Genomic DNA, 26,601 nt, shown 5'->3' with positions numbered 1-26,601 from the left:
GGCGTTTAGTAGCCGTAGTGGGTCTTGGCGAATTCCTCGGTAATAAAGCCGTTGATGATGTCGTACTCAATGACCTCGCGGGAGCGCTTGGCGACATCGCCGAAACCGCCGCCGCCGCCGACAGCCAGGCGAACCACGTCGCCGGCCTTGATTTTCCGAGCGTTGGCCTTCAGCGTCCGGACCTCATCCTGGCGGCCTGGGTTGATCACCACTTCCGGGCCCTGGGCGTCGGAGCCGCCGAAGAGGCCCCAGGCCGGTGTCTTGGACCTTTCGAACCAGAGACCCACCACGCAGTCGGCCAGGAACTCGTATTCACGGACCACTCCGTTGCCGCCGCGCCACTGCCCGGGGCCGCCGGAGTTGGGGCGGATGGAGTACTCGTTGATCCGCAGCGGGTAACGGGTTTCCATCATTTCGATGGGCAGGTCCTTGAGGGAACCGTTGACGTTGTTGATCATGGCGGATTCGCCGTCGGTACCCTGCCAGGCGCCCCAGCCGCCCAGGGTGGCTTCCATGCTCACGAAGTTCCGGCCGAAGCGGGGATCGAAGCCGGCGGCGGTGATGATCATCGAGTCGCCGTGGCTCGCGCTGGCCACGCGGTCGGGCATGGCGGGTGCCATGGCCTTGGAGACCAGGTCGATCAGCAGCCCCAGGTGGGAGAAGTACCACTGGCAGGGTGCAGGTGCCACGGCGCCGAGCACGGAGCCGGAGCGGACCTGGGTGGTCAGCGGGCGGAAGGATCCACCGTTGGAGTTGGAGTCCGGGCTGACCAGGAGCTTGTATCCGACGCGCAGGGCCGAGACGGCCTGGGCTGCGCCGCAGTTGACCGGGCCCATGGTCTGGTCGGCGGAGCCGGTGACGTCGAAGTCCACGGTGTCACCTGCAACGGTGATTTTCAGCCTGATGGGGATGGGGCTGTCCAGGTTGATGCCATCGTTGTCCAGCACGCCTTCGGCTTCGTAGACGCCGTCCGGGATGTTGCGGACGGTTTCGCGCTCGATCTCCTCGGTCTGCCGGAAGATTTCGTCGCGGGCGGCATCGAGTTGGTCCATGCCGTACCGGCCCACCAGTTCCTTCATCCGGGTGGTTCCCATCCGGAGTGCGGCGATCATCGCGTGCATATCGCCGATGGTCTGGTAGGGGAAGCGCACGTTGGTGCGGATCAGGTCCACCACGGAGGTTTCGATGCCGGCCTCCATGAGCTTGACCGGCCCCATGCGGAAGCCCTCCTGGAAGATGTCTGTGGCATCCATGGAGCCACCCACATCCTTGGATCCCATGTCCATCCAGTGCGCGCGGGTGGCGGCGAAGCCCACAACCGAGCCGTCGTTGAAAATGGGCGCGAAGATGGTGACGTCGTTCAGGTGCGTGCCGCCAAGGTACGAGTCGTTGAGGATCCACACGTCCCCTTCCTGCCAGACTTCGCGGCCGTACAGCTCTTCCACGGCAATGGAGCAGGTTTCGAGGTTGCCGAGGAACAGGGGGAGGCCGGCGGACTGTCCGAGGACGCGGTGTTCGGTGTCCAGCAGCGCCACCACGCAGTCCCCGCCCTCGTAGAGGATGGGTGAGTAGGCGGAGCGGATCAGGGTGGCGTTCATGTCATCCGCGGCGCTGGTGAGCGCGTTGCGGATGATTTCCACGGTTACGGGATCCAGGGTTTTGACTGCGGCGATTGTCATTGGTGGTACCTCAATTTCCTTCTGCGTCTTCAGTGCGGATGACCAGCGAGCCGAACTCGTCGACCTTGACGTTGAACCCTGGCGGCACCACGGTGGTGGCGGTCTGCTCCACGATGATGGCGGGACCTTCAAAGGCGTGCCCGGCGGCCAGGTCGTCGCGGCGCACCACGGTGGTCGCGTGTTCTTCGTGGTCAAAGACCACCCGGCGCACTTCGTGCTTGAACTCTGGGCTCTGTGCCTTTGCGAAGAGCGGTGCCTCCAACCGGCCCAGGTCGCCCACGGCCTGTGTCCTGAGTGCCACGATTTCGATGGGGGCGCCAGGGTTGGAGTGACCGTAGCGCTCGTGGTACATCGCGGAGAAGCGGGTGGCCAGGTTGGCGACGAAGCCTTCCGACTCGGGTTCGTCGGCAGAGGTCAGGGGAACGTTCAGCGAGAATTCCTGCGACTGGTAGCGCACGTCCACCGAGGCGCTGGTCCCGCGGCTTTCCTCGGGGACGCCCTCGGAGACAAGGGACTTCAGGCCCTCCGCTTCCATCCGGTGCAGGACACCGGCCATGTCGGCGACGTTGATGTCTTCATCGAGGAAGAAGTACGGCTCGGAAAAGTCCTTGCGGATGTTGGTCTGCAGCATTCCCCATGCCGAGAACGCGCCGGGGAACCGGGGAACCACCGTTTCGGGGATCCCCAGCTCCTTGGCGAGGAAGACTGCGTGCATCGGTCCTGCGCCGCCGAAGGCGACGAGGGCAAAGTCGCGCGGTTCGATGCCGCGGGAGATGGTGATGGTCCTGATGGCCTGGGCCATCTGGGAGTTGGCGACGTCGCAGATGCCTTCGGCCATGGCGATCGGGTCCAGGCCGAGCTGGTCTCCCACGGTTTTGAGGGCGGTGATGGCTGCTTCCCGGTCCAGGGCGACCTGGCCGCCGGCGAACCAGTCGGGGTCCACACGGCCGAGTACCAGGTTGGCGTCGGTGACGGTTGGTTCGGTGCCGCCGCGGCCGTAGCAGGCCGGGCCCGGGTTGGCGCCGGCGGACCGTGGGCCTACCCGGAGGCCGCCGGCTTCGAGCCATGCCACCGAGCCGCCACCGGCTCCCACGGTGTGGATGTTGACGACGCTCATGAGCATCGGAAGGCCTTCGAGGTGGGCTTCGGTGGACACGTCGGGTTTGCCGTCGACCACCAGGGAGACGTCGAAGGAGGTGCCGCCCATGTCGACGCCGATCAGGTTGCGGTTGCCGGACACGCCGGCCAGTTCGACGTCGCCCATGGCGCCGCCCACCGGACCGGACAGCAGCGTCTGCAGGGGACGCTTGCGGGCGGACTCGGCCGTGAGTACGCCGCCGGAGGACTGCATGATGTGCAGCGGGGCCTCCACGCCGCGGTCGGCAAGTTTCTCTTCCAGGTCTAGGAGGTAGTTGCGGACCACGGGGCCCGTGTAGGCCTCGACGACGGCGGAGGAGGTGCGCTCGTATTCGCGCCATTCTTTGGCTGCCTCGTGCGACAGGGAGATGGTGAAGTCTTCGCCCAGTTCTTCGAGCAGGATTTCGCGGGCACGAAGTTCGTGGGCCGGGTTCTTGTAGCTGAAGAGGAAGGCAACGGCCACGGCGCCGTATCCTTCGTCCAGTGCCCGGCGGGCTGCCTGACGGACGGCCACTTCGTCGAGCGGCCGGATCTCGTGGCCCTGACCGTCGAGGCGGCCGCCGACGCCGATGACGTCCTTCCGCTCGAGGAGGGGAGCGGGCTTGCGGTACTGGGCGTTGTAGAGCTCCAGGCGGGGGCCGCGGGCGATGTGGTAGGAGTCCTCGACGCCGGCGGTGGCCAGCAGCAGCACGGGAACACCGCGGCGCTCCAGGAAGGCGTTCAGGCCCTGGGTGGTGCCGTGCACCAGGAATTCGATGTCGGAAAGGTCGGTGACAATCGATTGGAGGCCCGCGATGACGCCCGCGCTCAGGTTGCCCGGTGTGGTGGATGCTTTGGTTGCCTCATAGGTTCCTGCGGCCTGGTCGTACGCCACGATGTCCGTAAACGTTCCGCCGATATCCATCGACACCCTGTAGTTCGGCATGTGTATCTCCTCATGGTTCTGGGGTGGAACTTGGTGTGTGGGAAATCACGTTAGAGAGCAGGGGCTTCGGGTAGGGGTGCGTCGTGCACAATCCAGGAGGAAGTAAAAGGGCTTGCTGCCCAAGAGGCCGTCCGGATAGCCGGTTTTCCAAGGGTTTCAACTAACCGAGAAAATGATGGATGGAATTTGCGCGTGGTGCTTGACCCGCTCGGTGAGCCACTCTTCGTCCTTCACGGCGGACCGGTGCTGGGCACGCAAACGTGCGCCCGGGCGGCCATGCCCACCAGTACGGCCACGCCTCCCAGGCGGCGCGGCGAGCCGGAAATGGTCGACGCCGGTGACCATTCCGCTGACGCTGTGGATTGCTGCTGATTGCCAAGCGTCTCGCGGCAGTTCATGCAGCCGCTGGCGCAGTTGGGGTCCATGGCGAACCTGCTGCAGTCTGGGGTTGCGTCTGCGGAGCGGGTGTTTGAGCTGCTCGATGAGGACGAGGAGTCCGTTGAGCCGGCGCCGTCTGCCGGGCCCCTGTTTGGGCGGGGCGGCTGCTGTTCGAGGACGTGTGGTTCTCGTACTCGCCGGGGAAAACCACGCTGGTGAACCTGATGATGCGGTTCCACGAGCTGGATGCGGGGCGGATAACGTTCGACGGCGTGGACGTCACCTCGGTGCCGCGGCGCGAGCTGCGCTCGCGGATGGGGATGGTGCTGCCGGATGGGTGGTTGTTCGGCAGGCCCATCCGGGACAACATTGCGCTCGGGCGGCCAGGGGCTACTTCGGAGGAGGTTCTGGAGGCGGCGCGGGCGACGTATGTGGACCGGGTCGTGAAGTCCCTGCCCGAGGGGTACGACGCGGTGCTGGAGGACGAGGGTGGGAACGTGTCCGCGGGGGAGAGGCAGCTGCTGACGATTGCGCGTGCCTTCCTTGCGCGGACGTCGATGCTGATCTTGGATGAGGTGACCTTTTCGGTGGACACCCGGACCGAAGTGCTGGTGCCGAAGGCAATGAGCGCGCTGCCGTCCGACCGGACTTCCTTTGTGATCGCGCACCGCCTGTCCACGATCCGCGACGCCGACCTCATCCTGGTGATGGAGGCCGGGCAGATCGTGGAGCAGGGGACGCATGCTTCACTGCTGGCTGCGGGTGGGGCATACGCGCGGTTGTACGAGGCGCAGTTCGCGGCACCCGCGGCGGAGGTCTGAAATTCGTGCGACGACGGGGTTCCCAAGAGCGGGCATCCTTTGGACAAGAATGTCCGGCAGCATGACCGTCCGGTTGGTATCTAAGACCCCTTCATCGGAGTGTGCAGAAAAGCTCATTGGGGGCCTATTCTGACGCTCTTATCCTTGCTGTCTGACGTCGGGATTGGGTGTACGTCAGCCTTACATTTCGCTGTCGGTCGGGGGACCGAGAGCGAGAGCACAGCGCTTGATGGGTCTGAACGTACTTTGTTTATTGTGCCTCGAGTCCGCTGGGTTATCAGGCAAAGCCAAGGGCCCACCCCTTGTCCAGGAGGAAAGGGGTGGGCCGACCGCTGCTACAGGAAGCTAGGCGTTTGCCTGATTCGCTACGGCGATTTCAACGTCGTCGGGGTTTTCGTTGACGAAGTACATGATGATCATGCCGAGGAAGGGGCCGGCGGCGAGTGTGGTCAGGGCGGCCATGAAGGAATTATTGGTGGCGGTGAAGGCGGCACCAACAGCCAGGGGGACCAGGACGCTTCCGATTTGCCATACGGCGTTTGTTATTCCTGCAGCGCCACCGAGAACTCGGCTACTCACGAGGCGGGGTACTAGGGCGACGATGAGCGGGAGGTAGCAGTATGCCCCGAGTCCGAGCAGGGGGGCCGCGATGAAGAAGGCCAGGGCGTTGTCCAGCGTGCCGAAGACGACGAGCATCACAGCGAAGCAGCCGAGGACGACCATTGCAGGTATTCTGCGGGCGCCGTTGAACTTATCGGCGATCCAGCCGATGAGGGGCTTGCCGAAGACGCCGAGGGCTCCGTAGACAGCTACGATGCCGCCAGCGACAGTCGGGTCGATGCCGTGTCCTTTAATCATGAGGGCATTGGACCATGTGATAAAGCCATAGGTACCCCAGAAGCCGCCGAATCCTGCCAGCGCGAGGAGAAGCAGGTTCTTGTTGCGTCCGAGTTCGATGAGGACCGACCGGCCCTCGGAGCGGTTGGCTCTTTTGGCCACGACCGGGCCGGGCCGGAGCATGAGGTAGCAGGCGATGCCGGCCACGATGGAAATGCCGCCGAAAAGCAGGTAGGAAGCGTGCCAGGAGTAGTGCTGGATGAGATATGGGACGGCGGTGTTGGCCACAACGACTCCCAGCGACGTTGCGGAGGTGTAGATTCCCATGGCCTTGCCGAGTTCTTCGGGGCGGAACCAGCTGGAGATCAGCTTGATGCCGGCGGCATATTCGGCTCCGGCGAAGAAACCGATGACCGCCTGGACGGCGATCCCAATCCAGGCGGACGTCGTGGACCCGAACAGCATCATCGATGCTCCGGCGCCCACAAGGGATACGGAAATCAGTAGGCGTCCACCGACCTTGTCGGTTAGAAATCCGGTGCCCGCGTTTGAGACGACGTAGCCGATGTAGTAGAAGGTGGCGAACAGCCCAAGGCTCGCCAGGGGCACCCTGAGGTCGTCTCCAATGAAGGTCGAGGCCGGACCCCACGTCGAACGGTCAACTGAGGTCATGGTGAAGGCCAGCCAGCAAAGGACTAGGACCAACCAGCGGTAGGGGCGCCTCGATGGATCGAGATCGGTGGAGACGCGGGCACGGTCAAGGGTAGTCATGTTTATCCCATTCTGAAGAGGCGTCGTTGCCGCGGGACATCGCGAAAACAAGATTTGAGTGTGATGAATATAACCGTCCCATGGCACGAAAAGCAACGCTTTTTGTCCGCATGGTGTGAAGGTGCGCGTAAAGCGGATGTCCTAGATGTTGAGGCCGTCCCTCAAATCCGTGACGAACTCGTTGGCCGCGTTCCTCAGGGCCGGTAGGAAGTTGTTGGCCATGTCTTGGTCGCGGGTGCTGGCTTCATGGACTGAGGCGCTCATGGCGGCGACAACCTCGCCTCGGCGGTTTCGAAGCGGGACTGCAACAGCGCGTATTCCGGCTTCGAGCAGTTGGTCAACGTAGCTCCAGCCTTGCTCTCGGACGGCCGCCAGTGTGACGTCTAGGTCTGACAGGCTGTTGGCCATGTCTCTGCCTGCCCTGTGACTTGCGTCTTCAATTGCGGCGGGGGGCAGAAGGGACAGGAGGACCTGGCCCATGGCCGTGCGTTCTGCTGGGACTCTGGTGCCTGGGCGGATATTGACGGTCAGTGGGCTTGGTGCACTGGCCCTGGCGACGTAACGCACGTCCACGCCGTCCAGAACGCCGATGGAAACCGACGCCCCGAGTCTGCGCGCTAACGCTTCGAGGCGGGGTCTGGCCACGTCTGCGAGCGAAAGCCGGGGCAGGAGAGAGTACCCCAGTTCCAGGACCAGGGGAGTCGGGGCGTAGGTGCGCCCTTGCTGTTCAAGGTAGCCAAGGGAGATCAGGGTTAGGACGAAGCGACGCGCCGCCGAGCGCGGGAGCTGGCACACTTCGGAGATCTGTGCCAGGTTCATCGTTCTATGGTCCTCATCGAATGCGGTGAGGATGCACAGGCCTCTTTCCACCGATTGAATTACATCGGATGGACGCGTCCGCGCGTGAGCGCGGGCGCGGGCAGGCGCTGGCGCGGACCTGGCCGGCGCTGTCCCGGAAGCCGGCCAAAGGGTGGCCGCCGTTCGCTGGGCGGCAGACTGGAGCAGTGGAACGAAGTCGTTTTTCAGCACTGCGGCGTCGACGCGGGTGGCATGGGCTGCAATGTTCAGGGCAGCGACGATCCGTCCCTTGGGGTCGTGCAGGGGAACGGCCACCGATCGGATTCCCGGGGTCAGCTCCTGATCAGCTACCGCCCACCCGTTGGTACGCGCTTCCTCGATCCGTTCCCGCACGTAGTCCGGATCGAAACCGGGGCTGGGCTCAATGGATGACAGGTAGTCCTCGAGATCATCCGGGGCGAGGTCGCCCAGCAGAACCCGACCGGTGGCCGTGCTGTGTGCGGCGACGCTGGTGCCAACGGTGATGTTGGCTGTGACGATCCTGTCGGCGGCCACGCGGGCGGCGTAATAGACGCGGCGCTTGTGCAGCACGGTTAGGGAGGCTGTTTCCCCAACCGTCCGGACAAGCTCATCAAGGTGGGGGTGGGCTGCGTCAGGGAGTGGATTGCTGCGAAGGTAGGCGTCCCCGATCGCCAGCACGCCCGGGGCCAGCCTGTATCCCTCTGCAGTCTGGCTTGCGTACCCCAAATACTCCAAGGTCAGGGCGAATCTGCGGGCGGCAGTGCGTGTGATGCCTGCAAGCGACGCAACTTCCCCAACGGAGAGTGCCTCTTCCTGCTCGCTGAATGCCTTGAGGACCGACAGGCCCCGTTCCAGGGAGTCAACATAATCCGGGTCTGTCGCCGCCAGCTCCACGGCGGTCGGCATTGATGCGTTCACATTTTCGAATCTAGACCATTACCTGCGGTGGGGGACTCCCGGCTTGACGGACGAATGAGACCCATGCAACACTCACTCGACCGCTAAGCGCGCGAACGCGCGCAGAACGGATGGACCTAGCGTTGGGAAAGGCGCATCATGCTTACTTCAGATCAGAATGTCTTGCTGACTCAGACCGGCCCGGAAACTCCCATGGGGCGTTTGTTCCGGCGTTATTGGTTTCCGGCGCTTCTCGCCGAGGAATTGCCCGAGGCAGATTGCCCACCGGTGCGTGTCCAGCTCTTGGGTGAGAAGCTCATCGCGTTCCGCGACAGCTCCGGCCGGCTTGGCCTGTTGGACGAGTTCTGTGCGCACCGGACTGCTTCCCTGTACTTTGGCCGCAATGAGGAAAACGGCCTCCGGTGTGCCTACCACGGGTGGAAGTATGACGTGGAGGGCAACCTGACGGACATGCCGTCCGAGCCGGAGGACTCCAAGTTCAGGTGCCGGATCAAGCAGAAGTCTTATCCCCTCGTGGAACGGGGAGGGGTGCTCTGGGCGTACATGGGCCCGGCGGAGCAGATGCCGGATCTGCCGGAGCTTGAGTGGGCCCTGCTCGGGGACGGCCAGCGTTTCATTTCCAAGCGCCTTCAGGAAACCAACTACCTCCAGGCCATGGAGGGCGGCATCGATTCCAGCCACGTTTCCTTCGCCCACCGCTTCAATCTGGATGATGACCCCATGCACTCAGGAACGGCCGGCAATGAGTACATCAAGGCTGACACTCGCCCGAAGTTCGAGGTCGCCGAAAGCGATGGCGGGCTGCTGATCGGAGCCAGGCGCAACGCGAATGAGGAAGAATTCTACTGGCGCATCACCCAGTGGATTATGCCCTTCTACACGATCATCCCCCCCTTCGGCACCCACAACCCCATGGGCGGGCACGCCTGGGTCCCGATCGACGACACCACCTGCTGGGCCTGGTCCTGGAACTACCACCCCACCCGTGACCTGCGGGAAGACGAACTGCAGCAGATGCGAAACGGTGACGGCATCCACGCCAAATACATCCCCGGAACATATCGAACCCTCGCCAACAAGGACAACGACTACCTCATGGACCGCGAGGCCCAGAAGCAGAACAAGACCTTCTCGGGCATTGAAGGCATCGCCGCGCAGGACTTCTCCCTGCAGGAAAGCATGGGTGACATCGCCGACCGAACCAAGGAGCGGCTGGGCACTTCAGATGCCGCCATCATCCTGGCACGGCGCCGGCTTCTTGCCGCATTGGACGCCATGGAAGACGAAGCCCTCCCGGGCATCGACACCGCAGACCAGCGCGTGCGCTCGACCTCGATGCTGCTGCCAAAGGATGTCCCGTTCCACGAGGGCGCCCAGCAGGCCATCCAGGTCGTCCCGGGAACCGACTTCGTTTCCATCTAGCAAAGCCCTTTTAGGAGTTCGGCATGAAAGATCACGGTTCCACCGTCACTACTTCGGCCGGGGAGACGCCGGCGGCAGCGTCCCTTCCAGACACTGTCAGGGCCGCTGTCTCGTTGCCTGATTCAACCACCACTGTTCAGACGATCGACCCTGAAGGGGCCACAAGTGCCGCAGGTTGGTTGAAGGTGGAGTCCTCCGCACTGTGCGGGACCGACCTGGACCTGTACCAGCACGGCCTCGCACACCCCACCGTGATGGGCCACCACGTCATCGGCGAAATCGTCTCCCTCAGCCCCGTCATGCAGTGGTCCTGGGACGTCGCGGTTGGCGACAGGGTCGCACTGGAGGAGTACCTGCCCTGCGGGCTGCCCACGTGTGATGCGTGCTCAAAGCCGGATATCTACCGTTTCTGCCCGGACGCGGACCTGTGGGGCGGCCAGCGACGGGTGGGAATGCTCGGAACCCACGAAGGATCCGGCCTTCACGGCGGCAACGCCGAATACATGGAGCTCTCCACGCAGACGGTGCTGCACAAGCTGCCCCGGGACCTGGATTCGAACCTGGCGGCCTGGACGCAACCGTTCGCCAACGCCGTCGATTGGGTCATCAACATCGGTGGGGCGACCAGCGGCTCGCGCGTGGCCATCATCGGCCCGGGCTACCACGGCATCGCCGCGGTCGCGGCCGCACGGGCAGCCGGTGCGGACGAGATTGTCGTACTCGGACGTAACTCACGCACGAGCCGCGACCGCCTGGAAATTGCCCAGGCCATGGGCGCCTCTATCGTCGTCAATGATGATGCCGCTTCAACCTCGCTGGCCTTGGGCCGCCACGGCAAGGCCACCGGATTCGACGTCATCGTCGATACGGTCGGCCTTGGTGGACCCGCACTCCAAGCTACCGAACACCTCCGAAAACTGGGACGGCTGGTCCTGGCCGGACTCGGAGATACCCCCGTCACCGAAGTGAACCTCAAGACCCTGGTACGCGGCGCCTCCGGTGTCGTCGGCGTACGGGGGCGTTCACCCCAGGCCCTCACCAGGAGCATAGAGCTTCTGGCCGCCCACGACACGGGCCTGGAACACGTGCCCAGCATCGACGTCGGGCTGGACGGCGTCGATGAACTCTTCCGGACCCTCCTGGACCGATCGGGACCGAGCAGCCCGCACGTGGTCATTCGACCTTCGCTGTGAGCAGCGACAACACAACATAAGGAAAGCCCATGACTCACCTGACGTCGCGTGCCTATTACAAGGCCCGCATCCTTCTTGTCCCGCTCGGACCGTCGGGCGCGGCGCTCGTCTCGTCAATGTTCGACGCCGGACTGCGCGAAGTTCTGATCGCTGCACCCGCAAGCCACCCGGACGGGGTACTTGTACGGGCAGTCGACGAACCCGAAACGCACTTCGCGACCGAAACCGTAAGCGACCTCGCAGCCAGCACCGACATGATGGTGTTCCTGGGATCGCGGCTCGAGGAGATTCCCGACGATTTCGTCGAGAACATGGCCACAGCCGGACGGAACCAGGGCACTCTCCTCGCAGGCGTCCTGGTCGGTCTGGGTGGCTGGAGTTCCGAACCCGGCTCGACCTCCATGAGAGTCCTCCGCCGCGAACTGGACATGCTCGTCACAGTCAGGAAAACAGACCTCGCACGCGACTTCATTGAGGTCCTCAAGGGCGGAACCAGGGAAGCCATCCCCGGCAAACTCTTCCAACACCCCATCACCGGAGCATGACCATGTCCCAAGACACTTTAGACCTCGTTGTCCGGGACCTGCGCCAGGAATCGACCAATGTCATGTCCCTCGAACTGTCCCTTCCCGACGGGGGCCCACTCCCTCCCTGGGAACCCGGTGCCCACCTGGAAGTCATCCTGCCGTCGGGCCTGGTGCGGCACTACAGCCTGTGCTCCGAGCCCCGTCAACTTCAGAAATACCGTCTCGCCGTCCTTCGCGAAAGCAGCGGACGCGGAGGGTCAGAGGAACTACACTCGCAGATCCGCCTTGGTACAACACTCACAGCGCGCGGACCTCGCAACCATTTCAAAGTAGAGGACGGCGCCACACACTACCTCCTGGTCGCCGGCGGCATCGGCATCACACCCATCATGGCCATGGCACGGGAACTGAAGGCAGCAGGCAAAAGCACACGCCTCGTCTACTGCGGATCCAGCCGGCAAACCATGGCTTTCATCGACGAGCTCCAGGAAATCATGGGAGATTCCCTCGCGCTATACCCAAGGGATGAGCGAGGACGCGCCGACCTGCTAACCGAAATCCAGAACGCGCCCGACGGAACCTCCGTGTACGCGTGCGGACCGGAACGGCTACTGACCGACCTCGAGGGCATCACCGCAACCACACTGGGGGCAGAGGCCTTCCACGCCGAACTGTTTGGACCCGCCACCTCACCGGCCCGCACACAGGCTGAAGATGAAACGAAGGCAGACGCACAATTCGAAATTGAGCTGCGCCAATCCGGCTGCACCCTAACCGTTCCACCAGAAAAGTCCATCCTCGACGTCGTACTCGAGGTGAACCCCTCCTTCATGTCCTCCTGCGAGGAAGGGTTTTGCGGTACCTGCGAAACCAAGGTCCTGGAAGGCGAAGTGGACCACCGCGACACCATCCTGTCCGCAAAGGAACGCGCAAAGAACGACACCATGTTCATCTGCGTCAGCCGATCCAAATGCCCCAAACTAGTCTTGGACGCGTAGAGCGATTTTCGTTGCGGCTCACTGGGTGAGGCCGGGAAGGTGACTGCGGCAGCGCTGAACGCTGCTAAGCGCCCGGCCGCCCGGAATCGGTCGCGCTTCCCCGCCAGGTCCCGACCCCTGACTCCTGATGTGGGCGTTAGCTACCGCGCCCTCCCTGCCAAGCCGTTGATTGCTTGCGGGGGTGGGGCATCACGACGGACCTGAAGCTGTTACTGCACTCTTGGCGTCCGCGACCCACGGCGAACTTTTGTCTGTCAGGGAAACGAGCCCTGCACGGTCCGTCAAGGCGAACCGCAGGAACCCGGGGAGCTCGGGCTTCGAGATGCCGAATTGCATGCCGAGAGGGTAGACCCGGCAGAAGCAGTCTGGGCAAATGGTTGCTCAAATGGTGGACGCAAAGGCCTCACCAGGTTCTTCACTATTCCCACAGGAGTTGAGCTGGAGAACTCAGGTCATTGGCGTCTGTGTCTGAAAACCCTGAAGTTAGCGATGACGCTCGCTCCAGTGCGCATATCTTGTAGATGTGCTCTGTACAGCAGAGACACACTCTGGACAGCAGTAAAGTGATGTGCTTCACTGGCTCAAACACACGAGCACGATGACAAAGGAGAACTGCATGTCAACAACGACTGACCCGCTAGGTCGTCGCGGATTCCTAAAACTGTCTGCCGCGACGGGAGGTGTTATCTGGCTGGGCTCCTCCCTAGCCGCCTGCGGGCAAGGCGGAGCCAGCGGCAACAAAGGCTATTCCGGCGATGCTGCAGTCACAGGACTGGCGAGCCTGATACATTCGGCGCCGTTTTTCATTGCCCAGGCGGAGGGCTACTACAAAGAAGAGGGACTGACGCTCGAACATATTCAGTTTCCAGGCGGCCTGGACACCGTGCGCGGCATCGAGTCCGGAATCGGCCTGGGCACTTCCTCGACCATTCCTGTCTTCATCGCTGCAGAGAAGGGCATGGACGTCAAAATTTTCGGCAATGTCTACACTGCGGCATCCGTGGATTTCATCGCCCTGCCGGACTCCAAAGTGAACTCCATCAAGGACGTCCGGGGCAAAAGGATTGCCGTCAGCACCCCAGGCTCGAATTCCTCCTACTTTGCCGAGCGGACACTGCGGGAGGCGGGGCTGGAACCGGGCAAGGATGTCGAGCTCGTCAGCGTCGGGTCGGCCAGTGATTCCTGGACCGTCGTCTCCAAAGGGGTCGTCGATGTCGCCTGGACGGCATCCCCGTTGTCGGAGAAGATTGCCGATGAGAACGGCGGCAAGGTCATCTGGCGTTCCCGTGACTATGTCACCGACTGGTCCGACACCTGTCTGGTAGCCACCGGTTCCTTTAGCGACGAGAACGCCGAAGCCCTCAAGGGGTGGGGCCGCTCACTGAAGAGGGCAATGGACCTCATCACGAACGATCTGGACAAGGCGGCAGCCGTCTATGCCAAGGCCATCGGCTACAGACCTGAAGTAGCGCGTGCGGCACTGAAAAACTCGCAGAACTACTTCAGCCTCAAACTGACCGACGCCCAGCTGGCCGCCGTCGTCGACGCCGGCAAGAAACAGGGCCAGATCACCAAGGACCCAAACATGGACGCCATCCTGATGCGGGACTTCCTCGCATGAACCAGGTGCCCACCATTCCTTCCACCCGGCAAGAGCACGACGTTGTGTTCGACAACATCGGCATGACCTTCCAGACAGTGGCCGGCGCCACCGAAGCCGTCGCTAATGTCAGCGGCTCCATCCCGGAACACAAATTCGTGTCAGTCATCGGCCCCAGCGGGTGCGGTAAGAGCACCCTGCTGGACATGGTCGGCGGCCTGCTCAAGCCCACCCGGGGCTCGGTGAGCATCGACGGCGAAACGGTCACCGCCCCGCGGCGGGATACCGCCATGGTTTTCCAGGAGGACTCAACGCTGCACTGGCGCAGCGTTCTGGACAACGTCGCCTTCGGGCTGGAGGTCAAGGGTGTCCCCAAGGCCGAGCGCCACGCGCGGGCCCGCGAAATGATCGAACTGGTGGGGCTGCGCCAGTTTGAGGACCACCGCCCCGGACAGCTCTCCGGTGGCATGAAGCAGCGCGTAGCAATTGCGCGGGCGCTGGCCATGGAACCGCGGGTGCTGCTCATGGACGAGCCCTTTGGTGCCCTGGACCAACAGACCCGCCAGTTCATCGGCCGCGAGCTGCTGCGCATCTGGGAGAAGACCCGAAACCGCGTCCTGTTCATCACCCACGACATCCAGGAAGCCGTCTATCTCTCGGACGAGGTGTGGGTCATGTCCGCCAGGCCTTCGGTAGTCAAAGAGGTAGTCAAGATCGACCTGCCCCGCCCGCGGCCGGAGGGAACCCATGCACTGCCCCGGTTCCGGGAGCTGGAGGACCACCTGTGGTCGCTGGTCAAGGTGGAAGCCGAGAAGACCCTTGGACCGGGGGCGCAGCTGGCGTGACGATTGCGAAGACCTTGCCAAAAAACCAGCCCGACTCGTTTCGCCGGCGCACCTCGGCCGTTCGCTGGGCTATCGTCGTCGGCCTCGTCGTCTTGCTTGAGGCGACCACCAGGATTGGTCTGGTAGACCGCTCCCTCATGGTGCCACCGTCGGAGATCCTTGTCCGGCTGGCATCCATCGTTCCCACCGGTCAGTTTGCTGCCGACGGGGCCCGCACCATCACCACCATCCTGGTGGCGTTCGCCGTCGGCCTGGTGCTGGGGATCCCGCTGGGGGTGTTCCTGTGGAGGATTCCCGCCGCCGGACGCATCCTGGAGCCCTTCATCGTCACTGGCTATGCGATGCCGACGCTGCTGTTCTATCCGGTGCTGCTTGCGGTTATGGGACTGAACGCCGGTCCCATCATCCTCATCGCGGCGAGCATGTCACTGGTGCCGATCGCACTGACCACCATGGTTGCGCTGAACTCGATCAAGCCGATCCTGCACAAGGTGGCCAATTCCCTGAACGCCTCGCCGTCCCAGTACTACGTGAAGGTCCTGCTCCCCGCCGCGACGCCGCTGGTCTTCCCAGGGGTCAAGCTGGGCTTCATCTATGCAGTGATCGGCACCATCGCCATGGAATTCATCCTGGCGGCACAGGGCATCGGATTCCGCGCCGGCTTCTACTACCGGGAGCTGAACACCGCGGACATGTGGGCCTATATCACTGTCGTCGTCGTGCTCAGCGTCATCGTAAACAGCATCCTGACCTGGCTGGAAAAGCGCATCAGAAGGGACATGCTTTGAGGACCGCCACACTTCCCCTGTTTCCCCGCACCACCGGCCGGACCGCCACCAGGAACCGCTCCACCATCACCGACAACCTCTGGCGTTCAGGTGTCATGGTGGCGCTGCTGGCACTGTGGGGAGCCCTGTCCCTGGTGACGGACCTGGTAGCATCACCTGCTGCTTCCCTTACCGCCCTCGTGGAGCTCTTCGCCAACGGATCCATTTTCCGGCATTTGAACGCCACGCTGCAGGCGGTGCTCATCGGATTCCTCATCGCGGCGGCCGCCGGCTTCCCGCTAGGCTACGCGATCGGACGCAGTAAATTCCTAGGCGCGGTCTTCGATCCGATTGTGGCGGGTGCGTTCGCTATCCCGCGCGTGATCTTCTTTCCTGTTTTGTTGCAGATCTTCGGCGTGGGCGTGGGCGCGCAGTCGGCAATGGCTGCCCTGGCGGCGGTCTTTCCCATCATGGTCTCAACTACAGCCGGAGTGCGGGCCATAAACCCGCTGCTGCCGAAGCTGGCGCGGTCGCTGAGCCTGTCGCCCCTGCAGACGGTGGCCAAGATATACGTGCCGGCCATGGCGCCGTCGCTGATGGTGGGTATCCGGATTGGCTTCAGCATCGCGTTCATCAACGTCATCATTGCCGAGTTCTTCGCCGCACGCGCCGGCCTTGGCCTGCTGACCCTGCGCGCCTACGGGCAGCTGGACCTGCCGGCAATGTACGGCATCGTGGTGCTGTTGGCACTGATTGCCCTGGTTGGCAATCTGGCCCTGTGGGCCGTCGAGCGCAGGCTTAGCCGCAAGGCTTAACCCCTGCTGTTTCCGCGAACTACAACCATTTTCTTAGTGAGGACAGATGACTACGCCTATTAGTACCGCCGTTGAGGAATACCAGCGCCTGCGGACAGAATTCAGGAACAAAGGGCTCGGCGGCCGCACAGGGTTCGGGGAGCGGCCGGCATTGCTGGTGATCGACCTGATCCGGGGCTTCACCGACCCCCGCTCGCCCTTGGCCGGAGATCTTGACAGCCAGCTTGAGGCCACCCGGCAGTTGCTGGACTCTGCCCGGGACGTCAGCGTTCCCGTCATCTTCTCGACCGTTGCCTATGACGCCGACTTGCAGGAGGCCGGCAAGTGGATCCGCAAAATTCCGTCTAACAGCTGGTTGGTGGAGGGCAGCGAATGGGTTGAGCTGGACGAACGGCTGGGTCGCCGGGACGATGAAATGCTGCTCGTCAAGAAGTACGCATCCTGCTTCTTCGGGACCGACCTGGCCGCGCGCCTGGTGGCCAGGGGAGTGGACACCCTGATCATCGTCGGCTGCACCACCAGCGGCTGTGTCCGCGCCACTGCCGTCGACGCCTGCTCCTACGGATTCCACACAGTCGTCGTGGAGGAGGGCGTGGGCGACCGGGCAGAGCTGCCCCACCTTGCCAGCCTCTTCGACATCGACAACAAGTACGGTGACGTCGTGGGCTTGGAGGAGGCCGGCGCCTACCTTGACGGTGTCGACCGCTAGGGGCCGCCGGCCGGGCGTCATGTGATGCCCGGGACTCCGCATTCCCAGGGCAACGGTGCCCCCTCCGCGGTCACCGACAGGGTGCTGAACGCCGTTGCGAACGTCTTGTTCTCTTTCGCGCTCGGCACATTGTCGGTGGTGGTCCCGTTGCTCGCCGTCCGGGCGGGTTACAGCCCCAGCGAGGTCGGCTTGTTGGTAGCGGTGGCCGCGGTCGCACAGATAGCGGCCCGCCTCTGCATGGGGGCGCTCATGCGCAGGTTCGCGGACAAGTGGTTCCTTATTGCAGCGGCACTGCTGATCACGGGGTCGTGCGCGCTGTTGGCTTCCTCGGTCGCTCTCTGGGTGCTGGCCCTCGCCCAGCTGGTGCAGGGCGCGTCGAGGGCTCTGTTCTGGACCAGCAGTCAGACCCACGCCGTCCGGACGTCGTCCTCGGCGGTGGTGGCGCTGCGGGACGTGAACGTGGCGGCGGCCGTCGGCGCCCTGATCGGGCCTGCTACGGCCGGATATCTCTGGGAGGCCTCCGTGCAGTTACCGCTGCTGGCGGGTGCTGCCGCCGGGGCTTTGGCCGTCGGTCCACTGCTGCTGATCATCAGATTCCCCCCGTTTGAGGGGAAGAAATCCGCGCCCGATGGCGGGAAGCGGTTGTGGCGGCGGGCGGGAGTTGACGCGGCCTGCTGGATGAACGCGGCGGCGGGAGCGTGGAAGAGCGTGCTGGACTCCTACGTGCCGGTGGCGCTGTCCCTCGCCGGCCAGCCCGGCGTAACCACTGGCGTCCTGATGTCCACAGCCAACGCAATGGTGCTGTGCGGCAGCGCCGTTAGCGGCTGGGTGCGCCGGAAGGGCATCAATGCCACCATGCTGGCAGGGGTGCTCGCGGCGGGCCTGGGCCTGGCAGTTGTGGGGCCGTTCGCGGGCTGGACAGCCATCGCTGCTGCCGCCCTGGCGCTCTCGGGCGTCGGCGCTGGCATCCTGCAGACGGTGGGCCCAGCCATCGCCGCAGAGACCGTCCATCCTGAAGAGCGCGGGGACGCCCTGGCGGTCACCGGAACCTTCCGGGCCTCGGCGCTCTTCCTTGCCCCGATCGGCATGTCCGGACTCGTCACCTTCGTTCCCGTGGCGGCGGCCCTGCTCGCGGCCGGTCTGCTGATTTGCGCGGTTGTACCTGTTTCCTACCCGCGTTCACATCCAAGGAAGGATCTCCCATGACCTTTGACAACCCTTCGCCCACCGACGCCGTCACCCTCCCCAGGCTGAGCCTGCTGCACGGGCACACCATCCCCCGAATCGGGCTGGGAACCTGGCCCATGGTGGGGGACGAATGTGAAGCCGCCGTCCGCTATGCCGTCCGGGCCGGCTACCGGCTTCTCGACACAGCCTTCCAGTACCGGAATGAGGCCGCGGTGGGCCGGGGCGTGCGGACCTCGGGCGTTCCCCGAGAGGAGCTGTTCATCGCCAGCAAGTTCAACAAGGAATCCCACAGCATCGACGGCGTGCAGCGGGCTTACGACGACAGCCTGCGGCGACTGGGCGTGGATTACCTGGACATGTTCATGTGCCACTGGCCCAATCCGGGCTGGGGACAATATGTCGAAGCGTGGAAGGGCCTGGTCAAGCTGCTCGAGGAGGGCCGGGTCAAGGCCATTGGAGTCTCCAACTTCAGGCCCGGACATCTGACAAGGATCATCGAAGCAACCGGCGTGGTCCCGGACGTTAACCAGATCCAGCTCAGCGTGGACCTGGCACGCCGTGAACCGCGGGCGGTGCACGGGGACCTGGACATTGTCACCGAAGCGTGGAGCCCTATTGGGCGCAATTCCGGGCTGCGCGGGAACCCGGACGTGGTCCGGATCGCGGAGCGGCTGGGCAAGAGCCCGGCCCAGGTCCTGCTGCGCTGGCATGTGCAGCAGGACCTGGTGCCCGTTCCGCAGGCGGCTACTCCGGAGTGGCTCAAGGAGAACATTTCGGTGTTCGATTTCGAGCTCACCGCCGCCGACATGGAATCGCTGGCAGCACTGGACCGGGGTGAAGCGGCCGCCCGCGATTCGGATTCACCGGAAAACGGCCACTGATCCGGAACCTGCCCGTCCGCGCCGCGGCGAAGGGTTGACGCAGCTCACAATTTCCGACATTCTCTTATGTAAAGAAACAGTCTCTGCTGTGCAGAGAGGACATTTACCAAGGAGAGCAGCTATGACAGACCAAAGTGCGGTCCTGCAGGATGTGCGGCAAGGGATGATCCCTGCCCACATCTACAACGACAAGGAAATCTTTGACCTCGAAAAGGAGCGTCTCTTCAGCCGCAGCTGGCTGTTCGTCGCCCACGAATCCGAGGTGCCGGAGGCCGGCGACTACGTTGTCCGGAGGGTGCTCGAGGATTCCTTCATCATTTCCCGGGACGAAAAGGGTGAAATCCGAGCCATGTTCAACATGTGCCTGCACCGCGGCATGCAGGTGTGTCGTGCGGAGATGGGTAATGCATCGCACTTCCGCTGCCCGTACCACGGCTGGTCCTATCGCAACGACGGACGCATCGTGGGACTGCCGTTCCATCAGGAGGCGTTCGGCGGCGAAGAGGGCTTCAGGAAGAAGGGTCAGACCCTGCTGCCGGCGCCTTCGCTGGGAATCTACAACGGCCTGATCTTCATTAGCTTGGATCCGGATGCGCAGCCGCTGGAGGACTTCCTCGGGGACTTCAAGTTTTACTTGGACTACTACACGAAGCAGAGTGCGGACGGGATTGAACTCCGCGGCCCCCAGCGCTGGCGGATCAAGGCGAACTGGAAGATAGGCGCGGAAAACTTCGCCGGCGATATGTACCACACGCCGCAGACCCACACCTCGGTGGTAGAGATCGGCCTGTTCCGCGAGCCCAAGGCGGAAAAGCGGAAGGACGGCACCACTTACTGGGCGGGCAACGGCGGGGGGACCACGTACAAGCTTCCCGAAGGGGGCCTGGAGGACCGGTTGCGCTACGTGGGCTATCCGGACGAGATGATCGAGCGCATGAAGGGGCAGTGGAGCCAGCAGCAGCTGGACGTCATCGGCAAGGACGGTTTCATGATTTCCGCCGCCTCCCTTTTCCCAAACATGAGCTTCGTGCACAACTGGCCCCGCGTGGAGGAAGGCTCAGACGAAGTCCTTCCCTTTATCTCTATCCGCCAGTGGCAGCCCATCAGCGAAAACGAAACCGAAGTGCTGTCCTGGTTCGCCGTGGATAAAAACGCCTCCGAAGAGTACAAGGCGCTTTCCTACAAGGCCTACTTGATGTGCTTCGGCAGCGGCGGCATGTTCGAGCAGGACGACGTCGAAAACTGGGTGTCCCTGACCAATACCGCGGCCGGATCCATGGCACGGAGGCTGCTGCTCAACGGCCGCATGGGCCTGCTGGAAAACGGCGAGAACGTCGTCGAACCACTGACCCCTGAACAGTACTCCGGCCCCGGATCCACCCGGGTGGGGTACAGCGAATACAACCAGCGCGAGCTGCTGCTGCGCTGGGCGGACCACCTCGAACGCCCGGCCCGGGCCGCGGCCCAGCTGCACGTCGGCGTTGATTCGGTGTCAGCCGCACCCGCGGCGTGTGCAACTGAAACCGCCCCGGACGCCGCAGCAGCCGTGCCCGCGATGACGTCCCAGGAGGCCTAGGAATGACTGCCACTCCAGTCAACGGCATGACCCTTTCGGAACAATCGGTACTCGGAGCCCACGCCCCGCGCACGCAGCGGACCGGGCAAAGCCTTCCCTTCAACGACGAACTGCACCTGCAGGCGCACCGCTGGCTGGTGGACGAGGCCTATCTGCTCGACGCGCAGGATTACGACGAGTGGCTGGCACGGGTCGCCGACGACGTGCACTACCTCATGCCGGTACGCGTCACCACCGCACTCGGTGCCGGCTACTCGACCTCACCGGGCATGGCGCACCTCGACGAGAACAAGTACTCGCTCAGCCGCCGGGTGGCACGTTTCGCCACCGAGCACGCCTGGACCGAGGATCCGCCGTCAAGATTGCGGCACTACGTCACGAACGTCCGCACCTTCCGCACGGAGAAGGCGGACGAAATCGTTGCCGAATCGGCGGTGCTGCTCTTCCGGAGCCGGGGCGATGTCGGTGAGGCCGCCACGGTGTCCGCAGGCAGGGAGGACCTCCTGCGCCGCACCGGAACCGGCTGGGAACTGGCCCGCCGCACCATCATGCTGGACGAGTCCGTCATCCGGATGCAGAACCTGGCGATCTTCCTATGAAACTCGGGTGGGAAGGTGAAGAAGAGGACCGTCTCGCAGCCATCCGGGCAGCAGAGGATCGCACCCGGCTCGAGGCCAGCGCCGTGGGGACTCCCATCGTGATCGCCAACGAATTCTCCGAGGTCCAGGTGACCCGCGTCGAGACCCGGAACGGGTCCCGACTGATGATCACTTCGCCCCGTTCCGGCCAGTGGGTCACGCTGTGTCCGCTGGAACTCGAAGCCCTGACCTGGCAGGCTCCGGCCACCTTTTCCGCAATGATCGGAAACCCGTTCGGGCCGCTGATCACCGAAGACCAGTAGCCAGGACCCACAAAACAGCATCAAACCCAAGCGAAGGAGCCGACCATGCCTGTCGTGAAAGCCGACCTGCAGGCCTGCCAGGGCTATGCCAACTGCGTTGTTGGAGCCACTGACTATTTCGATCTCGATGACGACGGAATCGTCGTCGTCCTGCGCACCGAGGTGCCCGCAACCGACCGGCTGCGGGTTACTGAAGCTGCGCGCAGCTGCCCCGTTTCCGCCCTCGTGGTGGAGGACGCATGAGTGACGCCACCGTCATCGTCGGATCATCCATTGGGGGCGTCCGGACCGCCCAGTCACTGCGGCTGGAGGGTTACACGGGGGACATCGTCCTTGTGGGGGAAGAAACGGAACTTCCCTACGACAAGCCGCCGCTGTCCAAGGCGGTGCTGGCCGGCACGGCGGAGGAATCCTCCATTCGGCTGCTGACCGAGGGCGACGCCAATGCGGCCGGGATCCGGCTCCTGCTCGGGCACCGGGCCACCGGCGTTGACATCGCCGAGAGGACGCTCGAACTGGAAGGCCACGAGCCGGTAGGCTTCGACAACCTCGTCATCGCCACCGGAGCCTCGGCCAGGCCTTCGCCCTGGGGACAGCGACCCGGAATCCACGTGCTCCGCACGCTCGAGGACGCCCGCAGGCTCCGCGCGGACCTGCTATCTGGAGGCCACCTCGCGGTTATCGGCGCGGGCTTCATTGGCGCAGAGGCCGCAGCCACCGCACGGTCCCTGGGCCTGGACGTTACGGTGATCGACCCGCTGCCCGTCCCCATGAGCCGGATCTTCAATCCCGAGATCGGCCAGTGGTTCGGGGATCTGCACCGCAGCAACGGGGTCCGGACCATCTTCGGCACCGGTGTGGAGTCGCTTAAAGGTGAGCAGGGGTCCTTCGTCCTCCGCTTGACCAACGGAGAACGCCTTAATGCCTCCGTGGTGCTGGTCGGCATCGGTGCTGTCCCCAATGACGTGTGGCTCGCTTCCTCAGGGCTGCTGGTGGACAACGGGGTGGTCCTGGACGAATTCTGCCGGGCCGTGGATGCGCCCGCCGTTTACGCCGTGGGCGACGTGGCCCGCTGGCGCCACCTCACCCACGGCGAAGACACCAGGATCGAACACTGGACAAACGCCGTCGAGCAGGCATCCTGCGTTGCGCACAACATCACCCACCCCGGCGCACCGCGGGCCTATACGCCCACGGAATATGTCTGGAGCGACCAGCATGACTGGAAGATCCAGGTGGTGGGGCGTGTGGGCGGCGGCGCCAGCCACACCGTTATCGGGCACCCAGAGGTCCACGGCAGGTTCGCCGCCCTCTATACCGCAGACGGAACCAGCCTTCGCGGCGCGGCCATCGTCAACTGGCCCAAGGCACTCGTGGCCTGCCGCCGGGGCATGGCAACGGGCATCACGGTGCAGGAGCTGCGGGACACGCTTGAATCCCAGCTCGACCCGCAACCGGTGGTGGCCTCATGAGCACGGACCGTCCGGCTTCCGCTGATGCTGGGCAGGCGCAGCGCGAATCCATTGCGCTGGCCTGCCGTGTCCTTGCCAACCGCGGCCTCGCGGATGGCATTCTCGGCCACATCAGCCTGAGGATCTCGGAAACAGAGCTCCTGGTCCGGTGCCGCGGTCCGCAGGAACGCGGCCTGGCCTACACCGCGGCCAGCGACATCCACCTGGTGGACCTTGATGGCAACCCGGCAGGAGCGGGGGAGCTCGACGGCGGATACAGCGTTCCCAACGAACTTCCGCTGCACACCGAGGTACTCCGGCGGCGCCCGGACATCCGGGCGGTGGTCCACGCCCACCCGTCGAGGACGGTCGCTGCAGATCTGGCAGGACTTGCGGTGCGGCCCATCGTCGGAGCCTACGACATCCCCGGAACCCGCCTAGCAGCCGGCGGCGTCCCCGTATATCCGCGCGGGGTGCTGGTCAGGAACAGGCAGTTGGCCGCCGAAATGGTAGAGGCCATGGGGGACAGACCCGTAGTCATTCTGCGCGGACACGGCGTCACCAGTGCTGCTGCAACAGTGGAACAGGCGGTGCTGCAGGCGATAAGTGTTGACGGTCTTGCCGCACTGGCGCTGCAGGTGTCTGCCGCGGGCGGCGAACTGATAGACCTGCCGAAAGCCGATATGGCCGAATTGCCCGACCTGGGCGGCTCCTTCAACACCGGCACAGCCTGGCGACACGAACTCGCAAGGCTAGGTTCCGGCGTGTGAGGGCAGACAGCCAAGCCCCTCCGGAGGCAGGTTTTCGGCTGGGTAGGATTAGGCCCATGCAACCAACAGACGTGGAGGGCCCATCCAAATACGGACCTCCTCCGCAGTATCGCATCGAGTCCGTCGACAATGCACTGCGCCTGCTGCTGTTGTTTGAAACCCAGCCGAGTATCAGACTCACCGATGCGAGCCATTTCCTGGGCGTGGCGTCTTCGACCGCCCACCGTCTGCTGGGAATGCTCCAGTATCGCGGTTTCGTCCGGCAGAACCCGTCGACCAAGGCCTACGAGCCGGGCCAGGCCCTGAGCTCCATTGCGGTCGCAATCCGGCGGCAGGTGGACATCAGGACCCTGGTCCATCCCGTACTGGAACGGCTTTTCGAATCGACGGGGGAGACGGTCCACTTCGGCAAGCTGGAGGGGACGAGCACCCACTTCATCGACGCCATCGAAAGCGCCAGGGCGGTACGCGTTGCCTCCCGGCAAGGCCTGACACTGCCGGCGAACTGCACTGCCACCGGCAAGGCCATGCTGAGCCGCCTCAGCAATGAGCAGCTGCGGAAGCTTTACCCCCAGGAGGAACTGCCAGGCCTGACCAAAGGCTCCATCACGACCCTGACCGAGCTGGAGCGCGCCTTGGAGATTATCCGCAAGACCGGTTACGCCACGAGCCAGGAAGAAAGCGAAGACGGCGTGACCTCGGCAGCTGCCGCTGTCGTCAGCCCAAGCGGCGGCTGCTTCGGGATCAACGTGTCGGTTCCGGCCCACAGAATGACCGACCAACTCCGGGTCGAACTCGGCACCAAGCTCCAAGAAGCCGCCGCAGAGATCGAGGGCCTGCTCGTCTAGCCTCGCACCAACCTAGTGCCCGCGAGGACACAGGGAGAACGAAGCGAAAGGTCCCCAGATAATGAATGTCCTTCCGGACCGCTGATCTTGACTGCTCCGCGGGCTGAGGCGGTGTGCTGCCAGGTGTACGACACGCCAGTCAGGGTTAAAGGCCAGTGCGAACCGGGTGCCGTTCCCGTCGGGATGTGATGCCGGGTGGAGCGCCCCCGGGCTCAGGCGGGCGAGGTCCGCGGCGGAGCCCATAACGGTCTCTGAGTCACTGCTCACAACTCGCCGATCTTGAACACGTGGCAAGCCCTGAGACTTCAGGATCAGATCCTGTTCCTCCCCCCGCCCGTTCCGAGCGCCCGTGATGCTCGTCAAGAGCCGTTCGAGTACGGAATTGGGAGGTCGGTGTAGGTTGCGCTATTGCCCACCTCCGTAGCACGGACTACCCCTCCTACACGCGCATTCCGACTGTACCGGGCCCGTATCCCGGATGTTCGATCACCCGCAGGGTCTCCAGCCCACCAGCAGTGTGGGGTCGTCCGTGACTTGTTTATCCGCCGAAGAACGCCGTTCCGAGGGCCAAGAAAAAAGGCGGAGGCTATAGACAAAGGGTCACGCAGCGGGCAAGATGAACCCACTCTACAGAAGTGGCTTCTGTCCTCAAGAATTGGAAGGACATTGGATGGATAATCAGCTTTACGACTACAGCGCAATTGTTGATCGACCTGCTCTTCAATGGCCCGATGGTAAGCGCGTCGCTTTCTACGTGGGTCTAAACATCGAGCACTACCAGATTGACAAGCCGTCCACCAGCATCTTCGGCGGGACGGCCGGCCTGCAGCCCGATCCGCTCAATTACGGCTGGCGCGACTATGGCCTCCGTGTTGGAATCTGGCGCATGATTGCAGCGCTCGACAAGCACGGAATTCGCGCCAGCGCAATTATCAACTCCGATGTGTGCAGCCGATACCCCCAGGTCATCAAAGCCGGAATTGAGCGGGGCTGGGCGTGGGTGGCGCACGGGCAGGACAACTCCACCTTCCAATCTGGGATGTCACGAGAAGAAGAGACCGCTTACCTCAAGAACGTAATTTCAACCATCGAGGCGCATACAGGCTGCAAGCCGCAGGGGTGGCTAGGCCCCGCCCTGACGGAGACCAGCAACACCCCCGAAGTCCTCGCTAAGCTGGGTTTGAACTATGTGCTCGACTGGTGCTCAGACGACCAGCCCTTCGACCTCAACGTGGATGGCATGATGAGCGTTCCTTATTCGATTGAAGTCAATGACGTGACCCTCTTTTCCGGCAGGAACCTCCATGGGAAGGACTTTTTGCAGGTCGTAAAGGATCAATACGAACAGCTAAGCAAGGATGCCGCTGACAGCGGCCGGGTCATGGCTCTCTGCCTGCACCCCTTCATCATTAATCAGCCGTTCCGCCACAAGTATCTCGAAATGGCACTGGAGTTCATAACAGCTCAGCCAGATGCGTGGATCACGACGAGTGACGACATTGCCGCACACTACAGGGCGGCGAACCCCCGACTGCTTCCCGCCGAAGCAACAGCACAGGGCCCCGGTTCTGTGGTCTAACAAGCATTGGTTAGGCTACTGCGACTGCGCCCCTGCCAAGGTGCGCCCCGTTCCGTCTCGCCGCGACGCGGCCCACGAGGACACCATCAATTAATAAGGGCGTTATGGACAACGGGTCGGAGACAAGGGATGGCATCGCCGCCATCGTTTCAGTCGAAATCTCGAGGTCGCTAGAGGTGCCGCCCCGGACGCTCCGTCTGGGGCGGCCTACGACTGACAGAATCTCATGAGCAAGTAAGGGAAGCC

The 26,601-nt window shown here is 63.6% G+C and carries 24 protein-coding genes and 1 pseudogene; 20 read left to right on the top strand and 5 right to left on the bottom strand.

What is annotated here, in order from left to right; all coding sequences use genetic code 11:
* Nucleotides 1–5: 5 nt before the first annotated feature.
* The 3 genes from LFT46_RS19325 to LFT46_RS19315 all read right to left on the bottom strand — a co-directional run bounded on the left by LFT46_RS19325 (nucleotide 6) and on the right by LFT46_RS19315 (nucleotide 4,166).
* Entirely contained in the window at nucleotides 6–1,679 is a 1,674-nt protein-coding gene (locus LFT46_RS19325; RefSeq protein ID WP_236820741.1) for a hydantoinase B/oxoprolinase family protein, read from the bottom strand.
* Nucleotides 1,680–1,689: 10 nt separating this feature from the next.
* A complete protein-coding gene (locus LFT46_RS19320) occupies nucleotides 1,690–3,741 on the bottom strand; it encodes a hydantoinase/oxoprolinase family protein (RefSeq protein WP_236820740.1) in 2,052 nt (683 codons plus the stop codon).
* A gap of 230 nt (nucleotides 3,742–3,971) precedes the next feature.
* Nucleotides 3,972–4,166 (bottom strand): hypothetical protein, encoded by a 195-nt coding sequence (locus LFT46_RS19315; RefSeq protein WP_236822111.1) that lies wholly within the window; start codon nucleotides 4,164–4,166, stop codon nucleotides 3,972–3,974.
* Between LFT46_RS19315 and LFT46_RS19310 the strand changes: the two are divergent.
* A pseudogene (locus tag LFT46_RS19310) lies at nucleotides 4,126–4,940 on the top strand (ABC transporter ATP-binding protein); the annotation flags it as partial. The gene LFT46_RS19315 and the pseudogene LFT46_RS19310 sit on opposite strands and share 41 nt — an antisense overlap.
* 345 nt (nucleotides 4,941–5,285) lie before the next feature.
* Here LFT46_RS19310 and LFT46_RS19305 read toward each other — a convergent pair.
* Nucleotides 5,286–6,548, bottom strand: a complete 1,263-nt coding sequence (locus tag LFT46_RS19305; RefSeq protein WP_236820739.1) for an MFS transporter — start codon at nucleotides 6,546–6,548, stop codon at nucleotides 5,286–5,288.
* 141 nt (nucleotides 6,549–6,689) lie between these two features.
* Complete coding sequence (locus LFT46_RS19300) at nucleotides 6,690–8,285, bottom strand: IclR family transcriptional regulator domain-containing protein (protein ID WP_236820738.1); 1,596 nt, start codon at nucleotides 8,283–8,285, stop codon at nucleotides 6,690–6,692.
* A gap of 267 nt (nucleotides 8,286–8,552) precedes the next feature.
* On the opposite strand from LFT46_RS19300, the gene LFT46_RS19295 reads away from it, so the two are divergent.
* The 19 genes from LFT46_RS19295 to LFT46_RS19205 all read left to right on the top strand — a co-directional run bounded on the left by LFT46_RS19295 (nucleotide 8,553) and on the right by LFT46_RS19205 (nucleotide 26,355).
* Entirely contained in the window at nucleotides 8,553–9,707 is a 1,155-nt protein-coding gene (locus tag LFT46_RS19295; RefSeq protein ID WP_236820737.1) for a Rieske 2Fe-2S domain-containing protein, read from the top strand.
* Between the two features lie 23 nt (nucleotides 9,708–9,730).
* Nucleotides 9,731–10,900 carry a zinc-dependent alcohol dehydrogenase gene (locus tag LFT46_RS19290; protein ID WP_236820736.1) on the top strand — a complete coding sequence of 390 codons (1,170 nt, stop codon included), beginning with the start codon at nucleotides 9,731–9,733 and terminating at the stop codon, nucleotides 10,898–10,900.
* Between the two features lie 29 nt (nucleotides 10,901–10,929).
* The gene (locus LFT46_RS19285; RefSeq protein ID WP_236820735.1) at nucleotides 10,930–11,445 is read left to right on the top strand and encodes a hypothetical protein; all 516 of its coding nucleotides are present in this window, start codon (nucleotides 10,930–10,932) and stop codon (nucleotides 11,443–11,445) included.
* Nucleotides 11,442–12,425, top strand: a complete 984-nt coding sequence (locus LFT46_RS19280) for a PDR/VanB family oxidoreductase (protein ID WP_236820734.1) — start codon at nucleotides 11,442–11,444, stop codon at nucleotides 12,423–12,425. Before LFT46_RS19285 ends, LFT46_RS19280 begins: the two co-directional genes overlap by 4 nt.
* 616 nt (nucleotides 12,426–13,041) lie before the next feature.
* Nucleotides 13,042–14,046, top strand: a complete 1,005-nt coding sequence (locus LFT46_RS19275) for an ABC transporter substrate-binding protein (RefSeq protein WP_236820733.1) — start codon at nucleotides 13,042–13,044, stop codon at nucleotides 14,044–14,046.
* On the top strand, nucleotides 14,043–14,870 hold the full coding sequence (locus tag LFT46_RS19270; RefSeq protein ID WP_236820732.1) for an ABC transporter ATP-binding protein: 828 nt from the start codon (nucleotides 14,043–14,045) through the stop codon (nucleotides 14,868–14,870). The genes LFT46_RS19275 and LFT46_RS19270 overlap by 4 nt, the downstream gene beginning before the upstream one ends.
* Nucleotides 14,867–15,658, top strand: a complete 792-nt coding sequence (locus LFT46_RS19265; RefSeq protein WP_236820731.1) for an ABC transporter permease — start codon at nucleotides 14,867–14,869, stop codon at nucleotides 15,656–15,658. Before LFT46_RS19270 ends, LFT46_RS19265 begins: the two co-directional genes overlap by 4 nt.
* Entirely contained in the window at nucleotides 15,655–16,452 is a 798-nt protein-coding gene (locus LFT46_RS19260) for an ABC transporter permease (RefSeq protein WP_236820730.1), read from the top strand. The genes LFT46_RS19265 and LFT46_RS19260 overlap by 4 nt, the downstream gene beginning before the upstream one ends.
* Before the next feature lie 46 nt (nucleotides 16,453–16,498).
* Nucleotides 16,499–17,161 carry an N-carbamoylsarcosine amidohydrolase gene (locus tag LFT46_RS19255; protein WP_236820729.1) on the top strand — a complete coding sequence of 221 codons (663 nt, stop codon included), beginning with the start codon at nucleotides 16,499–16,501 and terminating at the stop codon, nucleotides 17,159–17,161.
* Nucleotides 17,162–17,185: 24 nt separating this feature from the next.
* Nucleotides 17,186–18,367, top strand: a complete 1,182-nt coding sequence (locus LFT46_RS19250; protein ID WP_236820728.1) for an MFS transporter — start codon at nucleotides 17,186–17,188, stop codon at nucleotides 18,365–18,367.
* Nucleotides 18,364–19,230: an aldo/keto reductase gene (locus LFT46_RS19245; protein ID WP_236820727.1), complete on the top strand. Its 867-nt coding sequence runs from the start codon at nucleotides 18,364–18,366 to the stop codon at nucleotides 19,228–19,230. The genes LFT46_RS19250 and LFT46_RS19245 overlap by 4 nt, the downstream gene beginning before the upstream one ends.
* Before the next feature lie 121 nt (nucleotides 19,231–19,351).
* Nucleotides 19,352–20,806 carry an aromatic ring-hydroxylating dioxygenase subunit alpha gene (locus tag LFT46_RS19240; RefSeq protein WP_236820726.1) on the top strand — a complete coding sequence of 485 codons (1,455 nt, stop codon included), beginning with the start codon at nucleotides 19,352–19,354 and terminating at the stop codon, nucleotides 20,804–20,806.
* Nucleotides 20,807–20,808: 2 nt separating this feature from the next.
* Nucleotides 20,809–21,405, top strand: a complete 597-nt coding sequence (locus tag LFT46_RS19235) for a 3-phenylpropionate/cinnamic acid dioxygenase subunit beta (protein WP_236820725.1) — start codon at nucleotides 20,809–20,811, stop codon at nucleotides 21,403–21,405.
* Nucleotides 21,402–21,707 carry a hypothetical protein gene (locus LFT46_RS19230; protein ID WP_236820724.1) on the top strand — a complete coding sequence of 102 codons (306 nt, stop codon included), beginning with the start codon at nucleotides 21,402–21,404 and terminating at the stop codon, nucleotides 21,705–21,707. Before LFT46_RS19235 ends, LFT46_RS19230 begins: the two co-directional genes overlap by 4 nt.
* Before the next feature lie 45 nt (nucleotides 21,708–21,752).
* A complete protein-coding gene (locus LFT46_RS19225; RefSeq protein ID WP_236820723.1) occupies nucleotides 21,753–21,950 on the top strand; it encodes a ferredoxin in 198 nt (65 codons plus the stop codon).
* Nucleotides 21,947–23,179: an NAD(P)/FAD-dependent oxidoreductase gene (locus tag LFT46_RS19220; protein WP_236820722.1), complete on the top strand. Its 1,233-nt coding sequence runs from the start codon at nucleotides 21,947–21,949 to the stop codon at nucleotides 23,177–23,179. Before LFT46_RS19225 ends, LFT46_RS19220 begins: the two co-directional genes overlap by 4 nt.
* Nucleotides 23,176–23,928, top strand: a complete 753-nt coding sequence (locus LFT46_RS19215; RefSeq protein WP_236820721.1) for a class II aldolase/adducin family protein — start codon at nucleotides 23,176–23,178, stop codon at nucleotides 23,926–23,928. The genes LFT46_RS19220 and LFT46_RS19215 overlap by 4 nt, the downstream gene beginning before the upstream one ends.
* A 56-nt stretch (nucleotides 23,929–23,984) precedes the next feature.
* Nucleotides 23,985–24,776 carry an IclR family transcriptional regulator gene (locus LFT46_RS19210; RefSeq protein WP_236820720.1) on the top strand — a complete coding sequence of 264 codons (792 nt, stop codon included), beginning with the start codon at nucleotides 23,985–23,987 and terminating at the stop codon, nucleotides 24,774–24,776.
* A gap of 670 nt (nucleotides 24,777–25,446) precedes the next feature.
* Nucleotides 25,447–26,355 (top strand): polysaccharide deacetylase family protein, encoded by a 909-nt coding sequence (locus LFT46_RS19205; RefSeq protein WP_236820719.1) that lies wholly within the window; start codon nucleotides 25,447–25,449, stop codon nucleotides 26,353–26,355.
* Nucleotides 26,356–26,601 lie beyond the last annotated feature (246 nt).

The sequence above is a fragment of the Arthrobacter sp. FW306-07-I genome, from assembly GCF_021800405.1.
In the GTDB taxonomy this organism is placed as follows: Bacteria; Actinomycetota; Actinomycetes; order Actinomycetales; family Micrococcaceae; genus Arthrobacter.
Note: the sequence above shows the minus strand (reverse complement) of the source record. Positions and strands in the feature narration are given on the sequence as shown.

What these genes read in the sequence shown, in the direction of transcription:
- LFT46_RS19325 (WP_236820741.1), bottom strand. Translation starts at nt 1,679, where the DNA reads ATGACAATCGCCGCAGTCAAAACCCTGGATCCCGTAACCGTGGAAATC.
- LFT46_RS19320 (WP_236820740.1), bottom strand. Translation starts at nt 3,741, where the DNA reads ATGCCGAACTACAGGGTGTCGATGGATATCGGCGGAACGTTTACGGAC.
- LFT46_RS19315 (WP_236822111.1), bottom strand. Translation starts at nt 4,166, where the DNA reads ATGGACCCCAACTGCGCCAGCGGCTGCATGAACTGCCGCGAGACGCTT.
- LFT46_RS19305 (WP_236820739.1), bottom strand. Translation starts at nt 6,548, where the DNA reads ATGACTACCCTTGACCGTGCCCGCGTCTCCACCGATCTCGATCCATCG.
- LFT46_RS19290 (WP_236820736.1), top strand. Translation starts at nt 9,731, where the DNA reads ATGAAAGATCACGGTTCCACCGTCACTACTTCGGCCGGGGAGACGCCG.
- LFT46_RS19285 (WP_236820735.1), top strand. Translation starts at nt 10,930, where the DNA reads ATGACTCACCTGACGTCGCGTGCCTATTACAAGGCCCGCATCCTTCTT.
- LFT46_RS19280 (WP_236820734.1), top strand. Translation starts at nt 11,442, where the DNA reads ATGACCATGTCCCAAGACACTTTAGACCTCGTTGTCCGGGACCTGCGC.
- LFT46_RS19275 (WP_236820733.1), top strand. Translation starts at nt 13,042, where the DNA reads ATGTCAACAACGACTGACCCGCTAGGTCGTCGCGGATTCCTAAAACTG.
- LFT46_RS19270 (WP_236820732.1), top strand. Translation starts at nt 14,043, where the DNA reads ATGAACCAGGTGCCCACCATTCCTTCCACCCGGCAAGAGCACGACGTT.
- LFT46_RS19255 (WP_236820729.1), top strand. Translation starts at nt 16,499, where the DNA reads ATGACTACGCCTATTAGTACCGCCGTTGAGGAATACCAGCGCCTGCGG.
- LFT46_RS19250 (WP_236820728.1), top strand. Translation starts at nt 17,186, where the DNA reads ATGCCCGGGACTCCGCATTCCCAGGGCAACGGTGCCCCCTCCGCGGTC.
- LFT46_RS19245 (WP_236820727.1), top strand. Translation starts at nt 18,364, where the DNA reads ATGACCTTTGACAACCCTTCGCCCACCGACGCCGTCACCCTCCCCAGG.
- LFT46_RS19240 (WP_236820726.1), top strand. Translation starts at nt 19,352, where the DNA reads ATGACAGACCAAAGTGCGGTCCTGCAGGATGTGCGGCAAGGGATGATC.
- LFT46_RS19235 (WP_236820725.1), top strand. Translation starts at nt 20,809, where the DNA reads ATGACTGCCACTCCAGTCAACGGCATGACCCTTTCGGAACAATCGGTA.
- LFT46_RS19230 (WP_236820724.1), top strand. Translation starts at nt 21,402, where the DNA reads ATGAAACTCGGGTGGGAAGGTGAAGAAGAGGACCGTCTCGCAGCCATC.
- LFT46_RS19225 (WP_236820723.1), top strand. Translation starts at nt 21,753, where the DNA reads ATGCCTGTCGTGAAAGCCGACCTGCAGGCCTGCCAGGGCTATGCCAAC.
- LFT46_RS19220 (WP_236820722.1), top strand. Translation starts at nt 21,947, where the DNA reads ATGAGTGACGCCACCGTCATCGTCGGATCATCCATTGGGGGCGTCCGG.
- LFT46_RS19215 (WP_236820721.1), top strand. Translation starts at nt 23,176, where the DNA reads ATGAGCACGGACCGTCCGGCTTCCGCTGATGCTGGGCAGGCGCAGCGC.
- LFT46_RS19210 (WP_236820720.1), top strand. Translation starts at nt 23,985, where the DNA reads ATGCAACCAACAGACGTGGAGGGCCCATCCAAATACGGACCTCCTCCG.
- LFT46_RS19205 (WP_236820719.1), top strand. Translation starts at nt 25,447, where the DNA reads ATGGATAATCAGCTTTACGACTACAGCGCAATTGTTGATCGACCTGCT.